This is a genomic window from Neokomagataea thailandica NBRC 106555 (genome assembly GCF_001598495.1).
In the GTDB taxonomy this organism is placed as follows: Bacteria; Pseudomonadota; Alphaproteobacteria; order Acetobacterales; family Acetobacteraceae; genus Gluconobacter; species Gluconobacter thailandicus_A.
The window spans coordinates 235,616-254,798 of the sequence record NZ_BCZB01000001.1; the positions used below are offsets into that span (position 1 = coordinate 235,616).

Consider the following 19,183-nt stretch of genomic DNA (forward strand, 5'->3'; position numbering starts at 1 on the left):
CGTTTTTTGAACCTGTCTTAGGTTTATGCGCCGCGTGGTATAGAGCTCAAATATACCAACAGCGATGATCTTCACCCGGCCAGGCGCATAGCATCGAGCCGGGTGAGGCCGATTAGGACGCGGCTTCTTCGTTCTTTTCTTCTGCTGATTCAGCAGCTTCATTAAACGAAGGGCGCGGAGCTGCTGCTTCCGTGATCATTTCAAGCTGGCCGGTAATCTGGCCACCTTCTTCAACCTGCAGGCGACGGCACTTTGCTTTGCCAATCAGGCGGCCACTGGCGCGAATGGTCAGGCTACCATTGACGGTCAATGTGCCGTCCACGGTACCTGCGACTTCGGCGTCTTCAACTTCGACAGCGCCACGGAATACGCCGCCCTGAGCGACTTCCAGTTCCGTTGCGGTGATCAGGCTGGACTCGACCGTACCTTCAACGACCAGACGCTCTGCATCCTGTACGGAGCCTTGAACGCTGATGCCACGGCCCACGACGAGCGTGCGGCGCTCTGGGCCGTTATGGCGTGCGGCACCAGGAGGGGTCACACCGGGACGTGCTGCTGCGCCGGGAGAAGGAGGAGTAGGGAAGGGAGTGCGACCCATGGCGGCGTCCTTTGGTTGTGAGGATTCGTTATGTGGCTGTGCGGTATCGTCCGGCGCAGAAGGTGCGTCGGTCGTTTGTTGGGCATCAGGCCGATTAGAAAAGATAGGTGGGCCCGAGAGCTTATTGTTCTCGGCAGACTTGGTGTCTTCTTCCGGTTTGCGTCTTCTGAACAAAGGAACCCCGCTACGGATCTGAAGGAAGGATACTTAGTCTCGGACGTGTACCCCAACGAACGCTGAGAGCGAGGGCGGGACAAGACCTAAAACTACGCTTACACGTTCTCGCCCTTGGCGGACAACCCGTGGAAATGTCGTAATGAGTTATTCTTTTGGAGAGGTCGTTAAAGGGGAAGAAGGAGGGGTGTGTTGGCGTGGGATTAGAGAAGCGATAAAAACATGTTGATTTGATGGCGCAGCTAGCGTCTTTGAGCGTTAATTCTCACTCTTAATTGTGGAAACGTGCATGTCTGCTTCTTATGATATTCTGTGCATCGGCAATGCTATTGTCGATATTCTTGCTTCTGTTTCTCATGAGACGGTGACAGCGCTTGGGGCTGTTCCGGGTAGCATGACGTTGATTGATGCGGCGACCGCTCATGATATTGAAGCACGTATTCAGGTTGAGCAGGTTTCTGGCGGTGGATCTGGTGCCAATACAGCCGCCGTTGCAGCCCGTATGGGGGCGAAGGTTGCTTACTTGGGGAAAGTAGCCGCGGATAAAGCCGGCGAAGATTTTGCGCGTGATATGAGTGCGCAGGGTTTGTATTTCCCGTCTGCGCCGCTTGTGGACTCTACCCCGACGGCACGTTGCATTGTGCTGGTAACGCCGGATGGTCAACGCACCATGTTTACCTATTTGGGGGCCTGCACGGAGTTCACGACGGAGGATGTCGCGGCGCAGACGGTTGAGAATTCAGCAATTACTTATTTGGAAGGCTATTTGTTCGATAAGCCGCAAGCGCAGGCAGCTTTGATCCGTGCGGCGGAATTGGCGCAAAAAGCAGGAAAGCGTGTTGCGCTGACTTTGTCCGATACGTTCTGTGTTGAGCGTCACCGTGACGCATTCCGTACGCTGATTTCGAAGCATGTGGATGTATTATTTGCCAATGAAGCGGAGTTGCAAGCTCTGTACCAAGTCACGGATACGGACGCAGCTTTGGTCGCCGTTGGGCATGATGTGTCTTTAGCGGCAGTGACCCGTGGTGCTGAGGGCTCTGTTGTTGTGGCGAATGGTGAGCGTCATGATGTGGTGACTCAGCCGGTGAATGTTGTGGACACAACAGGTGCGGGTGATGCGTTTGCGGCTGGTTTCCTAGCGGGCTTGGCTAAGGGTCATGACCTGACGGTATGTGCGCAATTGGGCAATAAAGCAGCAGGCGCTATCATTACGCGTCTTGGTGCGCGCCCGGCAGAAGATTTTACGCTGAAGGCGTAAGGTTGGTGTGCCTCAGGCTGAATTGTGCAGCCTGAGGCACATATGTGAGATCACGGCGCCAGATAAGATACGCGTTTATTGAGATAAACGTTTCGTGGGGTGGCTTTCAGTTCAACGGAACAACAGGCTTCGAACGATCGTGCTCCAGACTGAAAGTGTTTTTAGATAAAGCCTTAGATGTCCCGCCAGCCGATTTGCTGGATTCCAGCATCGTTGAAAGCATTTTTGACATCGGCTGAGAGGAGTGCCGCTAGCTCTCCGGCTTGGTCATACCCTGGCATGAAGTAGGCCATTTGTTCATTTTGGGCGGTGGCCGGATGAAAATAAACTTCGCTGACACCTTTAGGTAGGGATGGAATGAGTTTGGCAACGCGCTCAGGGGTCATTTTACCGGACCAGCGTAGGCCAAAGCATGAATCATTGGTTTTGAGGCCCGCATGGCGGATTTGAGAGCGGAGCAGTTGCGTCCAGTAACGTAAGGCGCGATCAGCCGTTTTTTCAGCTTCTCCGAAAGGGGCGGCGGGTTCCATCGGCGTACGAATGGCGGGAACGCCATGCTCGACACCAGATTCGATTAAAAAGCGCCCGACAGTAGGGTGGAGATGCATGTGCTTATGCGCATTGGCATGGTCAAGCTGTAGGCCCGTTTTAGCAAAAAGGCGGTATTGCGCTTCGATTTCGCGCCGTAGGGCACGGCGTTGGGCTGGACTGAAAAAGTAACCAATGCCAAGGGCAAGTTGGTCACGCCCGAACCAGCCGGTAGTGTCTGTGATATCCGGGTCACGGAGAACCGATAACCCTTCAATCGTGACAGCATGAAGCCCAACGCGAAGATTGGGCATGGTCTTGGCCCGCCGCACGGCGTCTGCCGCGGCATCCCCTGCCACCATCAGGCTGGCGGTGGAGAGGATACCTTCTTTATGTGCCTGCTCAATGGCTTCGTTGACTTCGATGCTGAGGCCGAAATCATCGGCAGAAACAATGGCGCGGCGGGTCATAGGTTTTGGTCTTTATGCGGCGTTACGGTCTTTAAGGAACTGGAAGAACTCCACACCTTCGCGCAAGCGGCGCTTCATCATCTGTGGTGAACGGAGCATTTCATTGAGGATGGACGCGATCTTGGAGCCACGGAAGTAGAACTTGCGGTAGAATTCTTCAACGCTTTCGAAGATTTCTGTGTGAGACAGATGATCATAGTGCAACGGTGCAATTTGCACGCCGTTATCATCAATCAGCTCAGCTTCTTCAACGTTCAGCCAGCCATTCTCTGTTGCTTGCTTGTGCAAGAACGTGCCGGGATAGGGGGCTGCGAGAGAAACTTGCAGGGTATGCGGATTGATTTCTTTGGCGAATTCAATCGTCTCCTGAATGGTTTCTTTTGTTTCACCCGGCAAGCCGACGATGAAGGTGCCGTGAATTTTGATGCCCAGCTTATGGCAGTTCTTGGTGAACTCCTTAGCGGTTTCAACGCGCATACCCTTCTTGATGTTGTGAAGGATTTGCTGGTTGCCGCTTTCATATCCGACGAGCAGTAGGCGTAGTCCGTTCTCTTTCAGGATTTTCAGCGTGTCGTAAGGCACGTTTGCTTTGGCGTTGCAGGACCATGTGACGCCGAGCTTACCCATTTCGCGGGCAATGGCTTCTGCGCGTGGCAGGTCATCGGTGAAGGTATCATCATCAAACATGAACTCCTTCACGTCTGGGAAGTATTGCTTTGCCAAGCGAACTTCTGCGGCCACGTGTTCGGGGCTACGTGTACGGTAGCGGTGACCACCGACGGTTTGTGGCCATAGGCAGAACGTGCAGCGAGACTTACAGCCGCGCCCGGTATAGATCGAAATATACGGGTGCTTCAGATAGCCGATGAAGTAGTCTTTGTAGTTCAGATCCCGCTTATAGACTTCCGTAACGAACGGAAGGCTGTCCATGTCTTCAATCATGGCGCGGTCTTTATTGGCGATGATCTCACCTTCAGGCGTACGCCATGTGATGCCATCTACTTCCGCGAGTGGCTTACCTTCAGCGATTTCTTTGATCGTGAAGTCGAACTCGTTGCGGGCGACGAAGTCGATCGGGCCGCCTTGTTCCATGCTCTCTTGTGGTTGCACAGCAACCTTTGCGCCCACCATGCCGATCATCAGCTTAGGGTTAGTGTCTTTCAGCATCTGCGCCACGCGCACGTCAGACGCGAAGGATGGCGTGGATGTATGGATGATCACCAGGTCGCGGTTTTTGACGTCTTCAAGAATGGGCTCCATGCCCATTTTTGCGGGGGGGGCGTCGATCAGGCGTGAGCCGGGGACTAGTGCTGCAGGTTGGGCCAACCACGTTGGGAACCAGAAGGACTTAATCTCGCGCTTCGCCTGATAGCGTGAGCCAGCGCCGCCATCAAAACCGTCAAAGGAAGGGGGCTGGAGAAAGAGTGTTCTCATCATCGGCGAAGTCTCCAAAGGTAAAGGCGCTAACGGCTAGTACGTGGGGAGGAGTATGAATCCTCTGTGTATACTTGAAATGCCGTTAGTTGTCTGTCCGTTTTCGTTTTGCGATATGGACCGTTCTTCCGCGCCATGCAACGCGTGAGCCGCGTGCACTTGCCAGCATGACGCCTGCGGAGAGCCAGTCCCGCAGGGGGAGAAGCGGTATAGACGTGGGAAGGGGGGTCTGAGTTGCGCGGTCTACGGTACGACTACCGATAGCGCGAATGCACCAACTCAGGAGAAATAAGAGCCATGTCCAGCGTGATTTAGGGTGGAACATGACGGCGGCTAGAGCCCAAAAGAGCGGTAGCTGGATGGATGAGAGGCCGTAACCAACGGGCTCTTCGTTCTTAACGGTGCGGCCCCAGCGTAACTCGTGCAGCAACAAATCACGCAAGGATGTTTCCGCTACGGTTGTGTGGGTCAGGGTCGGCGCAATGGTGATATCGTAGCCTTGTTTACGGATCAGCCGCCCGAGCTGAGCATCATCGGCAACGTGGTCAACCAAGGATTCGAGGCCGCCAATGGCGCTGAGCGTTTCACGGCGAAGTGCCATGGTTGCGCCAAGGCAGTCTTGGCGGCCAAGCAGGCGTGACATCATCACACCGGGTAAGAAATTGTGATTAATTTGGCAGGAGCCGATCTGTTGAACCACGGTTCCGTTGCCGGGACGACCTGCGTAAAGAGTCGTGACCAAACCTGTCTGGGGGTTATCAAAAGAGGTCACGACGTGTTTGAGGTAGGTCGTGTCACAGTGAATATCGGAATCTGAGATCACAATAATGTTATGACGGGCGTGCCCGTACATATTTATCAGATTACCGACTTTACGGTTCGGTCCATGTTCTGTGGCGTCAATGATGATGTCTACGGAGACATGCGGGTATTGCGCACACAACGATTCGACGACAGGCCGTGCTGTGTCATTTTCAGAATGTAGACCGAAGACGATTTGAAAATGCGGGTAATCCTGCGTGAAGAGCGTTTCGAGCGCGCTGCGCAGCAGGGGTTCGTCTCCGTGCAAGGGTTTGAGGAGGGTGACCTCCGGCCAAGCACGTTGGTCACAGGAAACCTTCACCTGGCTATCTTTTTCGTGTTTGCGAAAACGATGCAGAAGTGTGGCGCCTATGAGTGCTTGAGCATTCCCAGCGAAGGAGATGGCCGAGCAAAAGACTGCTGCGAAGAAGGACGGTGCTAACACGGTATCGGTGTCAGGCAGCGTACGCGGAACAGGGGAAAGAAAACACGTTAGGAAAAATCCGTTTAGTCATGAAGGAAACGTGCGGTTTTACTGTCGAGTAAGTCTGCAAGAGCAGAGGCACCACCTTGGCTCAGTGTTGAGCTGAAATCGGCGCGTTGAGCTGCGACTTGGCTGATATGTGCATCAAGCAGTACGTCCGTCGCGCGCCAGCCATTGGGGGTTTGTGTCATGACGTAATCAATGGGTGTAGGGGTATCGGTCCCGCCGCCAATGGTTGTGTCCACAATTTGCCCACCCGTTGGGCTGGGGCGCGTTTGTGGAAGCATGGTGAACACAGCGCCAGTACCGGGTTTGAAGGAGGATGCGTAGCGCGCAATGGTGAACTGCCGGAAAGATGAGAGCAGGCGCGCTTTGTCCGTATTGGACAAGCCTGCATAGCGGTATCCCACAGAGCGGCGGAGGATGGCTTCGAGATCAAAGGCACGGTCAACCGCAGGCGATAAGAGAACCATGCGGCGTTGGGCCGTTGTTCCAGTACTTTGTGCCGCACGCAACGCGTCATAAAGACCACGAATGGGTGATGAAACGGTGTCTATTGTCTGTGTTGCAGTCACGCTCTGTGCGTTTGCATGGGACATTGTACCCATGAGTGGCATAGTGCTGGTCACCAGCAACGTACCGAGCAACAGGCGGGGCAAGCGACAGGAAATGGAAGGAATCATGAAGAGTGCTTTCGTCCTCAACGGCGTATTTTGCAAGAGGTCGTGTGTCATACGCCGAAAATCAACCCATAATTTTTGAGGCTATACCCCGTTGGTGCGGCAAAAATGTGATGAATTTGCCACAGGGACGGAAGGAATAGGGTTGACGAACATTGAGAGGCATGAGGCTATCGGGGTATAGCCCGCAATTAAGGATTGCCGGGTGCTTTTGGGAACGCGCGTTTTTGCGTGAACTTTAGGAAAAAAGTATCTGCACGGTACACTTTTGCATAAAGCTGTAGCAGCAGGTACTTGTTACCCGTGTGATCGATGTCAAAGTAAGGCGCTAGAGTTTTTCACCTGAATGGGTGCCTCTGGTGTCCAGAATCTGAGGATTAGAATGGCCGTACCCTTGATGCAGGCTGTCCGGGTCGGACGGTACGTTGTCAAACAGCACCTGATGGGTCGGAAGCGGTATCCGCTGGTGCTGATGCTTGAGCCGCTTTTTCGCTGTAACTTGGCCTGCGCGGGCTGCGGTAAGATTGATTACCCGGCGCAGATCTTGAACCAGCGCATGAGCTTGCAGGAATGTTTGGATGCGGATGCCGAAGCAGGCGCGCCCGTCATTGCTGTGGCGGGTGGTGAACCGTTGCTGCATAAAGACATGCCGCAGATCATTAAGGGTCTGATTGCACGTAAGAAATACGTCTATCTGTGCACCAATGGTCTGTTGCTTGAGAAGAAGCTGGACGATTACGAGCCATCTCCTTTCTTCTCATGGGACATCCATCTGGATGGCGACAAACTGATGCATGATTCGTCTGTGTGTCAGGAAGGCGTGTTTGAACGTGCAACGGCGGCTATCCGTGCTGCAAAGGCTCGTGGTTTCCGTGTGTCCATCAACTGCACGTTGTTTGATGGTGCAATGCCTGAGCGTGTGGCTGCGTTCTTTGACGAAGTCATGGCGATGGGTGTTGATGGTATTATGACGGCACCGGGTTACGCTTATGAGCGTGCACCGGATCAGGAACACTTCCTGAATCGTCAGAAAACCAAGCAGTTGTTCCGTGATATTTTCCGTCTGGGCAAGGGCAAGAAGTGGCGCTTTACGCAGTCACCTCTCTTCCTGAACTTCTTGGCGGGTAATGAAAATTACCATTGCACCCCATGGGGCAAGCCTCTGCGTACCGTCTTTGGCTGGCAGCGTCCGTGCTACCTTTTGGGTGAAGGCTATGCCAAGTCCTTTAAGGAATTGATGGAAGATACGGCGTGGGAGCAGTACGGTACGGGTGCGTATGAGAAATGCGCAGATTGTATGGTGCATTCAGGCTATGAATCCACGGCTGTAATGGATGCGGTGCGTCGCCCTTGGCATATTGCGAAGGTTGCGCTGTTCGGTCCAGAAACTGAGAAGCCGATGGTGCCGGAAATTTCATTGGCGAACCAACGCTCTGCGGAATATGACTATGACGCACAGGTTGCTCAGCAAATGGAACGCCTGACGACGAAGGGCAAGCCTGCTCGTGGCCCGCGCGTTCGTGTGAACGGACGTGTTGCGGATGCCGTAACGGCGAACGCGGCGGACTGATTTCGTCACGCATTGTATGTTTCGGAAAAAGCCAGCTCTTCATAGGGCTGGCTTTTTTTATGGTGCTACATTTGGAGTAAGTCTCTCTTTTGGGGTGGAGAATGTGAGAGACGTGGCGTATTTTTCACTGCGATGGACAGGGCTGCGGTAAAATTATGGTGTTTTGCGTCTGAACCTCTTATGCTTCTGAGCATGCTATCGGTTCGATTATGCTGACCCCTATTCTGATTATTGGTTTGCTCATTCTCATCAACGCTGTGTTCGCGATGGGAGAATTGGCGCTTATCTCTGCCAAAAGGCCACGGCTTGAAGTCTTGGCGCGGCAAGGGGTGAGTGGTGCGGCGGCAGCGTTGCGGCTGTCTGAAAATCCACATTCTTTTTTGCCGACGGTTCAGGTCGGTATGACGCTGGTTTCAATCTTGGAAGGCACCTTCGGCGGCAGTGAGATTGAAGCTGGGGTGCGTGATAAGATCGCGCTAGTACCGTTCCTTAGGCCTGCGGCGGAAGAGCTATCCACAGTTGTTGTGGTTGCGTTGATTACGTTTGCCATGCTGGTCTTTGGGGAGCTGGTCCCTAAGCAGATTGCCCTGCAAAAGCCAGAGCGGATTGCTGCGCGTTTGTCGTGGTTGTTGGTGGCGGTGGCACGTGTGGCGCAGCCTGTTGTGTGGTTGTTGAGCGGTGCATCGTCCTTGGTGTTGCGCCTGTTACGTGTTGGCTCCATGCCGCGTGAGGCCGTTACGGAAGAAGAGTTGCGCGCGGTTTTGGCAGAAAGTGCACGGGCCGGGGTGCTGGAGACAGATGAGCAGTTCATGATTGAACGCTTGCTTCGTCTGGCGGACCGTCCCGTGCGGGCGATTATGACCCCGCGTAATGAGCTTTTCTGGATTGATCGAGACGCGGATGAAGAGACGCTTCTTCAGAAATTGCGTGCCTCACAACATGCGCGGATTGTGGTGTGTGAGGGGGATGTGGATCACCCTATTGGCGTTATTCTTGCCAAAGACATCATGGACCGTCTGCTTCAGAAAAAGCCTATTTCTGTTGATGCTGTGCTGAGAACGCCCCCCGTTATTCCCGATAGTTTAAGCGCGCAGGATATGATTGAGCGTATGCGTGGTGTGAACTTGGGCATTACTTTTGTCTTGGATGAATACGGCTCTTTCGAGGGTATCGTGACGGCATCTGACGTTTTTGAGGCCATTGTTGGTGAAGAGGCTGTCGATGTTGGTCCTGCGGAGCTTCAAGCCACGCCGGGAGAAGAAGAGTACTTGTTTGATGGCTTTATGCCCGCCGATGAACTGCGCGCACGACTGGACCTCGCCAATGTGCCGGGCGGTGGCAGCTATCATACGTTAGGCGGTATTTTGTTGGCCATGTTGCGCCGTGTTCCTGCAGTGGGGGACAAAGTGGCGTTTGAAGGTTGGTTGTTTGAAGTGCTCGAAATGGACCGCCGACGTGTTGCGAAAGTGAAAGTCAGTCGGCAGGTTCTCGCGCAAAATTAAAATTTAGGCGTTATTGATAAAGAACGGTATATGTGCGGCGGTGCTTGTGGATGTGTAACCGCCTTTTTGTCCGTAACTTTGGGGCTCAGCCTCTGGCGGTGGTGCGGTGAGTAGTTCGACCACGCGCTGTTGCGCTGAAATGGCGCGCTGCAACAAAACGGCATTACGTGCGGTGAGAGCAGAAAACTCTTCAATGAGAGGGTGGTGTTTGTTTTTTTGGGTGGCTGAAAGCGGGGGGGGAGTATTTTGTACGGCGGCGGCGAGCGCCTCTGTAGCGGCTTTCTTCTGGGGTAATAACGCCAATGCGTCAGGAATTTGAGCTGTTTCTAAGGCTCGATTCTCAGAGCGCAAAACCTCTAAAAGCGTGATGAGGCGGGATATGACCGGGCTCATGCGTGCTCCTGCATGGTCAGCATTTGTTTTTGCAGGGCATCACTGAGGCCGATGCCGCCATTGTTTTCCATGTTATGAGAAATCTGCTCAATCAGCATGGGTTTAAATTGCTTTTCACCGGCCCCTCCGGTGAACGGATTATCGGAAGAATCGTCACTTTCGAACATGGGCTGTAGCATTTGGTTAATGGTCATGGCTTCAAAGTCATGCGCGGCTTTTTCGGTTTTGTTCTGTTGGGTTTGGGGGGCTGCCTGTGGCTGGGTAGGGATGGTGAGGGGGGATGATACTATCATCGAATTTCGAGCTCCGCTTGGAGGGCGCCGTCAGCTTTAATCGCTTGCAAAATGCTAATCAGATCACGTGGACCAACACCGAGGGCGTTTAAACCCGCGACGAGTTCGTGAAGGGTTGTGCCGCTTGGCATGGTGGTGAGGTGGTGATTATGCCCGGTATCGACGGAAAGATTTGTGCGTGGAACGACCGCCGTTTGGCCAGCACCGAAAGGTCCGGGCTGAGAGACGGCGGGATCTTCCGTGATTTGTACGGTCAAGTTGCCCTGTGCGATGGCAACGGTACTGATGCGGACATTCGCTCCCATAATGATGGTGCCGCTTGCTTCATCAATAAGCACTTTCGCGGGCGTATCCGGTGAGACGATTAAATCGCCAATGCGGGTGAGGGTCGAGATTGGGTCTGCGGTAGAGAGGTCAAGCATGATAGTGCGCGGGTCTTCTAGGGAGGCTATGGGGCCGAGCGTACGATTGATAACGGTTTTGATACGACTGGCCGTTGTGAGGTCTGGGTTGCGTAAGCTGAGATGCAGGTTTTGACGGCTTTTGAGGTTGAAGGAGACTTCCCGTTCGACAATGGCGCCATTGGCAATATGTCCACTGGTGGGAACATTGCGTGTGAGGGATGCTGCTGCTCCGCGTGCGCTGAAGGCATTTGTCACCATGCTGCCCTGAGCCACGGCATAGACGTCACCATCGGCGGCCATGAGGGGGGTGACTAAAAGTGTCCCACCGGTGAGAGATGTTGCATCTCCGACGGCTGAGACTGTGATGTCGATATGGTTGCCGCTATGTACAAATGGAGGAAGTTCTGCCGTGACCATGACGGCGGCAATATCATGGGTTTGAAGTAGTTGCTCTTGATCTCGGATATTAACGCCCAAGCGGTTCAGCATGGAAATTAATGTTTCACGTGTAAAAATGGAATTGGTAAGGCGATCTCCGGTTCCATTTAAGCCAACAACAAGGCCGTAACCGATGAGCTGGTTACTTCTAACGCCTTCCATATCTGTAATATCTTTGATGCGGACACTGGTGGCGTGGCTTGGTAGGGGCAGTAGTGTAAAAAATATAAAAGTGATGAAGACGTTTTTTGCCGCTCTCAACATGTGCTGGAAGAGGTGCGCCATGATAAAGTGATGTCCTGACAGAAAATGAAGGCCACGGTCAGGCATAAATCTGGGGGGGATAGGTAAATAAATTGCTAATTGAGGGGTGATTTTATCTGTTTTTGTCTTTTGAGATGGCTTGGCGAATGCTCTTCGTGTGGTTATAAGCCGCTCGAGGTCACTGCGGAGTGACTATGCCGAATTTTCGGCAGGATTGCAGGGATTGGATGCGCATGATTACGTTGCCGCCGGACTATACCCCTTCCGACGACGAAGAGTTCATGAATCCGCTTCAGGTCGAATACTTTCGCCAAAAGCTTTTGCGTTGGCGCGCAGAGCTGCTGAAAGAAGCGGATGGAACGCTCGCCAGCCTCTCAGAAGGTGGTATTCACGAATCTGATATTTCTGATCGGGCAAGTGTCGAAACGGATCGGGCTTTTGAATTGCGTACGCGTGACCGTGCACGTAAATTGATTACAAAGATCAACATGGCTCTTCAGAAGGTTGAAGACAATGTTTACGGCTATTGTGAAGAGACCGGAGATCCGATTGGTTTGAAGCGTCTTGAGGCGCGTCCCATCGCGACTTTATCGATTGATGCCCAAGAACGTCATGAGCGGATGGAAAAAATCCACCGCGACGACTGATTGGGGGTTGCACTTGGCGCGGTAAGACGATAGGTACCCCGCCAAGGCAGCGGGCTGCTGTAGCTCAGTGGTAGAGCACTCCCTTGGTAAGGGAGAGGTCGCGAGTTCAATCCTCGCCAGCAGCACCAGTTTTTTCCTATTACATGAAATAAAGATGGTCGATGCGCTCCGTTCCTGACGGGATTCGGTGTCAGTAAGGGGCGACGGCGCCTCAGAACGATGTTATCAAACGCTTATGACGCATCCTCGCTATCGCTCCCGTCATCCTCATGACAATAAAGGTCGGCCGATTATACGGCCGCGTTTTCGTCGTTTTCGCCAAGCTCTGGCGGTCACAGCCGGCGTTGGTCTGGTTGGGGCGTTAGGGGCAGGTGTCTTAGCCTGGGCGACTTACGCGAAGTTACTGGCGGATCTGCCAAGTATTGATAGTTTGCAGGTCTATCAGCCGCCAACGGTTAGTCGGATTTATACATCTGATGATCAATTGATGGCGCAATTGGCCAGTGAACGGCGTATTTTCGTGCCGATTGATGCGATTCCAGATCGTGTAAAAAAAGCTTTCCTCGCGACGGAAGATCATAATTTCTACAGCCATGGCGGTGTAGATATGATGGCGATTGCACGTGCGGGTGTGACAGATTTATTCGCACGGCATGGGCGGCGGCCATTAGGGGCTTCGACGATTACGCAGCAAGTGGCAAAGGTCATGCTGCTGAACAGTAACGTGCTGACGCTGGAGCGTAAGTTCAAAGAAGCGCTTCTGGCTATTAAAATGGAAGAGGTTCTATCGAAAGATAAAATTCTCGAAATCTATTTGAATGGTATTGATCTTGGGAATGGCGTTTTTGGTGTGGCAGCCGCTGCGCAGACGTATTTCAATAAGCCTTTAGATCAATTGACGGATGCGGAAGCCGCATCTTTGGCAGCGCTCCCGAAATCTCCGACGCATTATAATCCGTATTTGCACCCTCAGGCCGCATTGGTGCGCCGTAATCTTGTTCTGGACTTGATGGTTGAGAATGGGGTTTTGGGTCGTGATCAGGCGGAGCAAGATAAGCAAGAGCCGCTTCTTCCAGAGCGCAGCCCACGTTTTGGGCCTCTGGAGGATTCAGAGTGGTTCGGTGCGGAAGTGCGGCGTCAGCTTATTGGGCAGTATGGTGAAGACCGTGCGCTTAATGGCGGCCTTGAAGTCCATACGAGCATGAATCATAGCCTCCAGACTGCGGCGACTCGTATTTTGCGTGAAGGGCTGATGACCTATGATCGTGCGCGGACGGGGTGGCGTGGTCCGGTGCGGCATGTAGAGGGCGTGACGGAGAGTAATTGGACGTCGCAGCTTGATCGTGTCGTCGCGCCTGCTGGTATGCTGCCAGAGTGGCGGCTTGGGATGCTTTTGCCCGGTGGAACGCGTGTTGGTTGGGTAGAGCATGGCGTGCCGCGCACGGCTACCTTGCTGTGGTCCGATATCGTCTGGGCGCGCCGTATGCGGTTGATACAGGCGGGTGACGCCATTATGGTGCAACCTCAAGCGAATGGGACGGTATCACTGCGGCAAATTCCTCAAGTTGAGGGCGCTGCCGTGACGATGGATGCCCGTACGGGGCGTGTTCTGGCTTTGGTTGGGGGGTGGTCCTTCCGTGAGAGCCAGTTTAACCGCGCGACGCAGGCGCTGCGTCAGCCGGGGTCATCGTTTAAGCCATTTGTGTATTTGGCCGCGATGGAACAGGGTATTTCACCCTCTGAAAAGTTTGATGATTCTCCCGTTTCTTACGGGAATTGGCACCCGCGCAATTACGAACATGATAATTGGGGGCCAACGACCCTGCATGACGCCTTGCGGGAAAGCCGGAACCTGGTCACCATCCGGGTGGCTGCGCATTTAGGTATGAAAGCGGTGGCAGATACGGCGGAGAAGGCGGGGCTTGTTGAGCAAATGCCGCGCGTTCTGCCTGCGGCTTTGGGGGCGGTGGAAACGACGGTTCTGAAAGAAGCGGCTGCTTATGCCAGCATTGCCAATGGTGGGCATGTGGTTCAGCCGAGCGTGATCGATGATATTCAGGACCGAGCCGGGGATATTGTGTGGCGCACGAGTGCTCTGACATTGACCTCAGGCCAGCAAATGCCGCCCGCACCTGCGGTTGCGCCGGGTCAATCAGGGGGAGGGTCAGCACCGGTGTCTTCACCCGTACCTGTGCCGAGTGGATCGGCGGTACCTATGTTGAACGACCCGCGCCCTGTATTGGCGAGTGAAGCAAGCTCGTATCAAGTGATCGCAATGCTGAAAGATGTGATTGCGAATGGCACGGGCCGTTTGGCGGGGGAGGGGATTGATCGTCCCATCGCGGGTAAGACGGGCACGAGCCAAGATTTCCATGACGCATGGTTTGCGGGGTTCTCCCCTGATCTCGTGACGGTTGTGTGGGTTGGTTACGATACGCCGGCAACGTTAGGCAAAAATGCGGATGGTGGACGTATTGCGGCCCCTATTTGGAACCGCATTATGAAAGCTGCGTTGGCTGACCGGCCGCGTGTTGATTTCCGCGTGCCAGCCGATATTACGTTGGCGCGTTATAATACGGGCCGTATAGAAGCTGTGGACGGGTTTAAGGCTGATCAGGTGCCGGGTGCTTCGGTTGCTCTGCATGGTTTTGGTGCGGGTACAGAAGCGCTGACCGCGACTGATACTGGTGCCGATGCTGTTGTGTCTGACAGCGAGAACGACATGGGGAATGTGCCAGAAAATTCGACCGCGCCGTCAGGGCATGCTGCTCAACCAAATGCATCAGCGCCGCAGAAACAGGATTCGGGTGAGGGTGACATTGGTGTCGGTGGGTTGTACTGAGGGGGGCTTTCGTTGTGGGAGCACCGTAGTGGTGGGACCATTTTTGCGAATGGAGAAAGAATATGTCGGCCGAAACTGAGGCCCTTGCGGAGCAAATCAAGCAGTCGGTGGCACTGCTGAGGAGGCATCTTTAACTGGGATGTCTCTAAAACCCGGCTTGAAGAATTAAATCATCGCTCTGAAGATCCCGAACTTTGGAATGATGCGGCTCTCGCGCAGAAGTTAATGCGCGAACGGACGACGCTTGCGAACCAAATTGAGGGCGTTGAACGGATTGAAGAAGACGTCAGCAGCACGCTTGAGCTTGTTGAGTTGGCGGAGATGGAAGGCGATGAAGGGATGGTGCAAGATGCCATTGCTTCCCTGCGTGCGATTGCTGCGGATACGCATAAGCGTGAGATTGAGAGCCTTCTATCTGGTGAAGCAGATAGCAATGACTGTTACTTAGAAGTCAATGCTGGCGCGGGCGGTACGGAAGCGCAGGACTGGGCTCAAATGATCCTGCGTATGTATACGCGCTGGGCCGAGCAGCATGGTTATAAGGTGACCTTCATTGAAGGCAGTGAGGGCGAGCAAGCTGGCATTAAGTCTACGACTGTGCAGATCAGCGGGCCCAATGCTTATGGCTGGATGAAGACGGAAGCAGGTGTACACCGTTTGGTGCGTATCTCCCCGTTTGACTCGGCTGCGCGTCGTCAAACCTCTTTTGCTTCTGTGTGGGTCTATCCTGTTGTGGATGACACGATTGAAGTGGAAGTGAACGATTCTGACCTGCGCGTTGATACGTTCCGTGCGTCAGGCGCGGGTGGTCAGCACGTGAATAAAACGGATTCTGCTATTCGTATTACGCATATTCCAACCGGCATTGTTGTTGCGTGTCAGACGGATCGTTCACAGCATCGTAACCGTGCGAAGGCCATGGAAATGCTGCGTGCGCGTATGTATGAAGCAGAACTGCAAAAGCGTGAAGCGGCAGCCGCCCAGACGGAGGCGTCTAAAACTGACATCGGTTGGGGGCATCAAATCCGCTCGTATGTTTTGGCGCCGTATCAGTTGGTGAAAGATTTGCGGACGGGTGTGGAGAAGGGGAATCCGGACGCTGTTCTTGATGGTGCGTTGGACGATTTCATGTCCGCTTCTTTGGCGCAGCGTGTCGGTGCTACGCGTTCTGAGGCCAGTGCTACTGCACAATAAAGAGGCAGAAGAGTTTTGGTTCTGACGAATCTAAAATTCTTTATAGTTTGTAAAAAAAAGATCGTTCGAGAGGGCGATCTTTTTTTTATATTTTTGTCTTTAAAAAACGTTTTTTACCCAAGAAAATATGCATTAATGTCGCATTTTGTTGGGGTATTAGGCCTAATTGTTTAAAAAATATGACGATTTCATAATTCTGAAATAAACAATCGGCTTGACACATTATGGCGAAGCCTGCCCAATTAAGCATATCGGGTATGTGTGCAAGGCATGTGATGTTCATGCGGATTTGTCTTGCATAGTGTCTGCAAAAAAGCGTTCGATCGGTTGTCGCATGTCGTGAAGGATGTGTGTACCGATTGCCTATTGTCAGTGAGGGGTAAGAAGGTTTCGACATGAAGAGCTACGCCGCACAGCAGCGCAAGCCGGCAGATTATCTTGTCGCAATCATCGTGGCCGTGCTGGTTATGGGCGGCATTGTTTATGCGCTCATGAGTGGTGCTGTGGGCAAGCTTACCCACGAGCAGCCGCCGATCAAAACAGAAGTGATCAAAGAGCAGCCTAAGCCACCGCCGCCACCGCCACCGCCGCCACCGCCGCAGATGGAGCAGCCGCCTCCACCGTATATTCCGCCGCCAAAGATCAGTGTTCCGCCGCCGCCGAAGGCTGTGCAGCGTGTAACGCAGACGAAGCCGCCGCATCCGGTTCCGCCGAGCCCGACGCCGACACCAGTGCCGACGCCAGCTCCGCCAACACCGAACCCGGTGCCAGCAGTTCCTGATCACAGCGCAGGTGCGCGTCCTATTAACGGGGCAAAGCCTGAGTATCCGGAAGAAGCACAAGAAGAAAACCGCGAAGGCAAGGTTACTGCTAGCTGCGATATTCTTCCGACCGGCTATACAGCAAACTGTCAGATCGTCAGCTCAAGCGGTGGTCATGAGTTTGTTGAAAGTGCGCTCGAATTCCTGCGGAAGGCTAAATATCAGCCTGCGGTTGTGAATGGTGCGCCTGTGATGGAACATCATCACATTCTGCACGTGGACTTTAACCTGGGCGATTAAGCGCAGGTTATTGGGTGCGATCATTGAGCTTTCTCCCTTTGTCTGGGTGTCCCAAACAAAGGGAGAGAATAAAAAAATACGGTTCCAACACTCATGATTTTGGGACTGCAAAGTTTAAGACCGCTCGGCTTCGGGCGCTTTAATTGAGGATATGGAGTTCATGACCAGACTGTTCCGCCTTCCCGCTCTTGCTGCTCCTACGAAGGCGCGCGCCGTCCGGGCCAGCGCTATGGCTCTGACGCTGGCTCTAGCAACGGGCGCTGTCGCTCCTGCGATCAGCTATGCTCAGGACGCTTCCCAAGCTGCACCAGCAGCTCCGGCACCTGCTGACCAGTCCGCTCCTGCGGCGGCAGCACCAGCACCGGCAGCAGCTCCAGACGCTGCAGCGCCTGCTCCGGCAGCAGCTCCAGCACCTGATGCAGCCGCACCAGCAGCTCCGGCACCAGATGCCGCAGCGCCGGCTGAAAAAGTTTCTGCACCTGCTGAAGACACAGCGCCAAAGGGCAACCCATATGGTCTGGGCGCTCTTTGGGCAAATGGTGACATTATCGCACGTAGCGTGCTGATCATTATGGTGATCATGTCTGCTGGTACGTGGTTGATCATGGTCACGAAGTTTCTTGAGCAAGCACGCGTTTTGTCTGCTGCTAAAGAATCCGCTCGTGAATTCTGGTCTAAGCCTTCTATCCAAGAAGGTGCAGCGTCACTGAAGGCGTCTTCTCCGTTCCGTTACATTGCAGAAACCGGCATTGTTGCTGCTGAGCACCATGACGGTTCTATGCGTGACTCCATCGACCTGCATTCATGGACGGAAATGTCCATTTCTCGTTCGGTTGAAACGGTGAATACGCGTCTGCAAGGCGGCCTGGCATTCCTGGGTACCGTTGGTTCAACGTCTCCGTTCGTTGGTCTGTTCGGTACGGTTTGGGGTATTTACCACGCGCTGACAGCGATCGGTATGTCCGGTCAGGCATCCATCGATAAGGTTGCTGGTCCAGTTGGTGAATCCCTGATCATGACGGCAATCGGTCTTGCAACGGCTGTTCCTGCTGTTCTGGGTTACAACCTGCTGATCCGTCGTAACAAGGGTGCTATGGACCGCGTGCGTAACTTCGCAGCTGACGTTCAGTCCATCCTGATCGGTGGTTTCCGTCACGGTGCTTCTCCAGAAGCAACGCAGACGACTTCTGCAACCAACGGCCGAGGCTAATCCCATGGGAATGAACGTCGGAGGAGGCGGCGGTGACGACGAGGTGGTGTCGGCTATCAACACCACTCCCCTCGTCGACGTCATGCTGGTGCTGCTGATCATCTTCTTGATCACGATCCCTGTAGCGACACATACGGTGAAGGTGAAACTGCCGGTTGATGCTAATCAGCCGACACAGACCAAGCCGGGCAATGTTGTCCTTGCAGTGACTGCAAATGGGCAGGTGTATTGGGATACAACCCCGATGCATTCGCGTGATGACTTGTTGAACCATCTGGTTGAAGCGGCGAAGAAAAAGCCGCAGCCACAGATCCAGGTCCGTGGTGATGGCGCAGCAAAGTACATGGCGGTCGGTCAAGTTGTGGCCACGTGTCAAGAGGCGGGTATTGCTCACGTTGATTTCATCACTGAGCAACCTCACTCGTAAGGTTGGTCGCAGGGCCTGAATCTCAGGCTCTGCGCTCCCTTCAATTGTTTAAGGAAGGACCGCCGATATGGGTATGAACGTAGGAAGCAGTGCCGAAGACGAAGGTATTGTCGATATCAACACCACGCCATTGATTGACGTGATGTTGGTGCTGCTTATCATGCTTATCATTACTATTCCGTTGCAGACGCATTCTGTGTCGATCGACCTGCCGCAGGGCAATCCTCCGCCATCTGCGGAGCAGCCTAAGCTGGTGACGGTCAGCATCGGTTATGACAACAGCATTACCTGGAATGGCGAAGCGATTGATTCTGAAGCATCGCTGCAGTCACATTTTGCCTCTGCTGCGGCAGAAGCAGATCAACCAGAAATGCATATTCACCCTGACCGCCTTTCGGATTATAAGACGGTTGCCCATGTTATGGCTGATGCTCAGCGCCTCGGTATCACGAAGCTCGGTATTGTGGGTCTAGATCAGTTTATGGAAGGACAGTAATTCGTGTCTTTG

General features: G+C 53.7%; 18 protein-coding genes and 1 tRNA gene. 11 read left to right on the forward strand and 8 right to left on the reverse strand.

Annotation, left to right across the window (positions count from 1 at the left end; translation table 11 throughout):
* Window positions 1–112 precede the first annotated feature (112 nt).
* The gene (locus tag NTH01S_RS01005) at window positions 113–598 is read right to left on the reverse strand and encodes a bactofilin family protein (protein WP_068167958.1); all 486 of its coding nucleotides are present in this window, start codon (window positions 596–598) and stop codon (window positions 113–115) included.
* Between the two features lie 463 nt (window positions 599–1,061).
* On the opposite strand from NTH01S_RS01005, the gene NTH01S_RS01010 reads away from it, so the two are divergent.
* On the forward strand, window positions 1,062–2,033 hold the full coding sequence (locus NTH01S_RS01010) for an adenosine kinase (protein ID WP_068167961.1): 972 nt from the start codon (window positions 1,062–1,064) through the stop codon (window positions 2,031–2,033).
* Window positions 2,034–2,206: 173 nt separating this feature from the next.
* Here the strand turns inward: NTH01S_RS01010 and hpnK are convergent, their stop codons facing one another.
* The 4 genes from hpnK to NTH01S_RS01030 all read right to left on the reverse strand — a co-directional run bounded on the left by hpnK (window position 2,207) and on the right by NTH01S_RS01030 (window position 6,484).
* Complete coding sequence (gene hpnK / locus NTH01S_RS01015; protein WP_068167962.1) at window positions 2,207–3,031, reverse strand: hopanoid biosynthesis-associated protein HpnK; 825 nt, start codon at window positions 3,029–3,031, stop codon at window positions 2,207–2,209.
* Between the two features lie 12 nt (window positions 3,032–3,043).
* The gene (gene hpnJ, locus NTH01S_RS01020; protein ID WP_068167966.1) at window positions 3,044–4,468 is read right to left on the reverse strand and encodes a hopanoid biosynthesis associated radical SAM protein HpnJ; all 1,425 of its coding nucleotides are present in this window, start codon (window positions 4,466–4,468) and stop codon (window positions 3,044–3,046) included.
* Between the two features lie 82 nt (window positions 4,469–4,550).
* Window positions 4,551–5,711, reverse strand: coding sequence for a bacteriohopanetetrol glucosamine biosynthesis glycosyltransferase HpnI (gene hpnI, locus NTH01S_RS01025; protein ID WP_084366806.1), 1,161 nt, complete (start codon window positions 5,709–5,711; stop codon window positions 4,551–4,553).
* 62 nt (window positions 5,712–5,773) lie between these two features.
* Window positions 5,774–6,484, reverse strand: a complete 711-nt coding sequence (locus NTH01S_RS01030; protein ID WP_084366808.1) for an ABC transporter substrate-binding protein — start codon at window positions 6,482–6,484, stop codon at window positions 5,774–5,776.
* Between the two features lie 328 nt (window positions 6,485–6,812).
* On the opposite strand from NTH01S_RS01030, the gene hpnH reads away from it, so the two are divergent.
* Together hpnH and NTH01S_RS01040 are read left to right on the forward strand one after the other, a co-directional pair.
* Window positions 6,813–8,000: an adenosyl-hopene transferase HpnH gene (gene hpnH, locus NTH01S_RS01035; RefSeq protein ID WP_068167972.1), complete on the forward strand. Its 1,188-nt coding sequence runs from the start codon at window positions 6,813–6,815 to the stop codon at window positions 7,998–8,000.
* A gap of 209 nt (window positions 8,001–8,209) precedes the next feature.
* A complete protein-coding gene (locus NTH01S_RS01040; RefSeq protein ID WP_068167976.1) occupies window positions 8,210–9,502 on the forward strand; it encodes a hemolysin family protein in 1,293 nt (430 codons plus the stop codon).
* Window positions 9,503–9,505: 3 nt separating this feature from the next.
* Here the strand turns inward: NTH01S_RS01040 and NTH01S_RS01045 are convergent, their stop codons facing one another.
* From NTH01S_RS01045 to NTH01S_RS01055, 3 genes are read right to left on the reverse strand one after another with little or no spacing between them, the layout of a single operon-like run.
* Window positions 9,506–9,895 carry a hypothetical protein gene (locus NTH01S_RS01045; protein ID WP_068167981.1) on the reverse strand — a complete coding sequence of 130 codons (390 nt, stop codon included), beginning with the start codon at window positions 9,893–9,895 and terminating at the stop codon, window positions 9,506–9,508.
* Window positions 9,892–10,188 carry a rod-binding protein gene (locus tag NTH01S_RS01050; protein ID WP_084366810.1) on the reverse strand — a complete coding sequence of 99 codons (297 nt, stop codon included), beginning with the start codon at window positions 10,186–10,188 and terminating at the stop codon, window positions 9,892–9,894. Before NTH01S_RS01050 ends, NTH01S_RS01045 begins: the two co-directional genes overlap by 4 nt.
* Window positions 10,185–11,315: a flagellar basal body P-ring protein FlgI gene (locus tag NTH01S_RS01055; RefSeq protein ID WP_084366812.1), complete on the reverse strand. Its 1,131-nt coding sequence runs from the start codon at window positions 11,313–11,315 to the stop codon at window positions 10,185–10,187. Before NTH01S_RS01055 ends, NTH01S_RS01050 begins: the two co-directional genes overlap by 4 nt.
* A 212-nt stretch (window positions 11,316–11,527) precedes the next feature.
* On the opposite strand from NTH01S_RS01055, the gene dksA reads away from it, so the two are divergent.
* The 8 genes from dksA (at window position 11,528) to NTH01S_RS01100 (ending at window position 19,171) form a co-directional block, all read left to right on the forward strand.
* Window positions 11,528–11,941 carry an RNA polymerase-binding protein DksA gene (dksA, locus tag NTH01S_RS01060; protein ID WP_068168175.1) on the forward strand — a complete coding sequence of 138 codons (414 nt, stop codon included), beginning with the start codon at window positions 11,528–11,530 and terminating at the stop codon, window positions 11,939–11,941.
* 53 nt (window positions 11,942–11,994) lie between these two features.
* A tRNA-Thr gene (locus tag NTH01S_RS01065) sits at window positions 11,995–12,069 on the forward strand.
* Window positions 12,070–12,176: 107 nt separating this feature from the next.
* Window positions 12,177–14,783, forward strand: a complete 2,607-nt coding sequence (locus tag NTH01S_RS01070; protein ID WP_068167983.1) for a penicillin-binding protein 1A — start codon at window positions 12,177–12,179, stop codon at window positions 14,781–14,783.
* Window positions 14,784–14,845: 62 nt separating this feature from the next.
* A protein-coding gene (gene prfB, locus NTH01S_RS01075) for a peptide chain release factor 2 (protein ID WP_157070813.1) occupies window positions 14,846–15,977 on the forward strand; the annotation gives its coding sequence in 2 pieces (ribosomal slippage) (window positions 14,846–14,914 and window positions 14,916–15,977; 1,131 coding nt in all).
* Window positions 15,978–16,372: 395 nt separating this feature from the next.
* Window positions 16,373–17,038, forward strand: coding sequence for an energy transducer TonB (locus tag NTH01S_RS01085; RefSeq protein ID WP_068167992.1), 666 nt, complete (start codon window positions 16,373–16,375; stop codon window positions 17,036–17,038).
* 160 nt (window positions 17,039–17,198) lie between these two features.
* The gene (locus NTH01S_RS01090; RefSeq protein WP_068168178.1) at window positions 17,199–18,248 is read left to right on the forward strand and encodes a MotA/TolQ/ExbB proton channel family protein; all 1,050 of its coding nucleotides are present in this window, start codon (window positions 17,199–17,201) and stop codon (window positions 18,246–18,248) included.
* 4 nt (window positions 18,249–18,252) lie between these two features.
* Window positions 18,253–18,675, forward strand: coding sequence for an ExbD/TolR family protein (locus tag NTH01S_RS01095; protein ID WP_068167994.1), 423 nt, complete (start codon window positions 18,253–18,255; stop codon window positions 18,673–18,675).
* 67 nt (window positions 18,676–18,742) lie between these two features.
* Window positions 18,743–19,171 carry an ExbD/TolR family protein gene (locus NTH01S_RS01100; RefSeq protein WP_068167997.1) on the forward strand — a complete coding sequence of 143 codons (429 nt, stop codon included), beginning with the start codon at window positions 18,743–18,745 and terminating at the stop codon, window positions 19,169–19,171.
* Window positions 19,172–19,183: the final 12 nt, after the last annotated feature.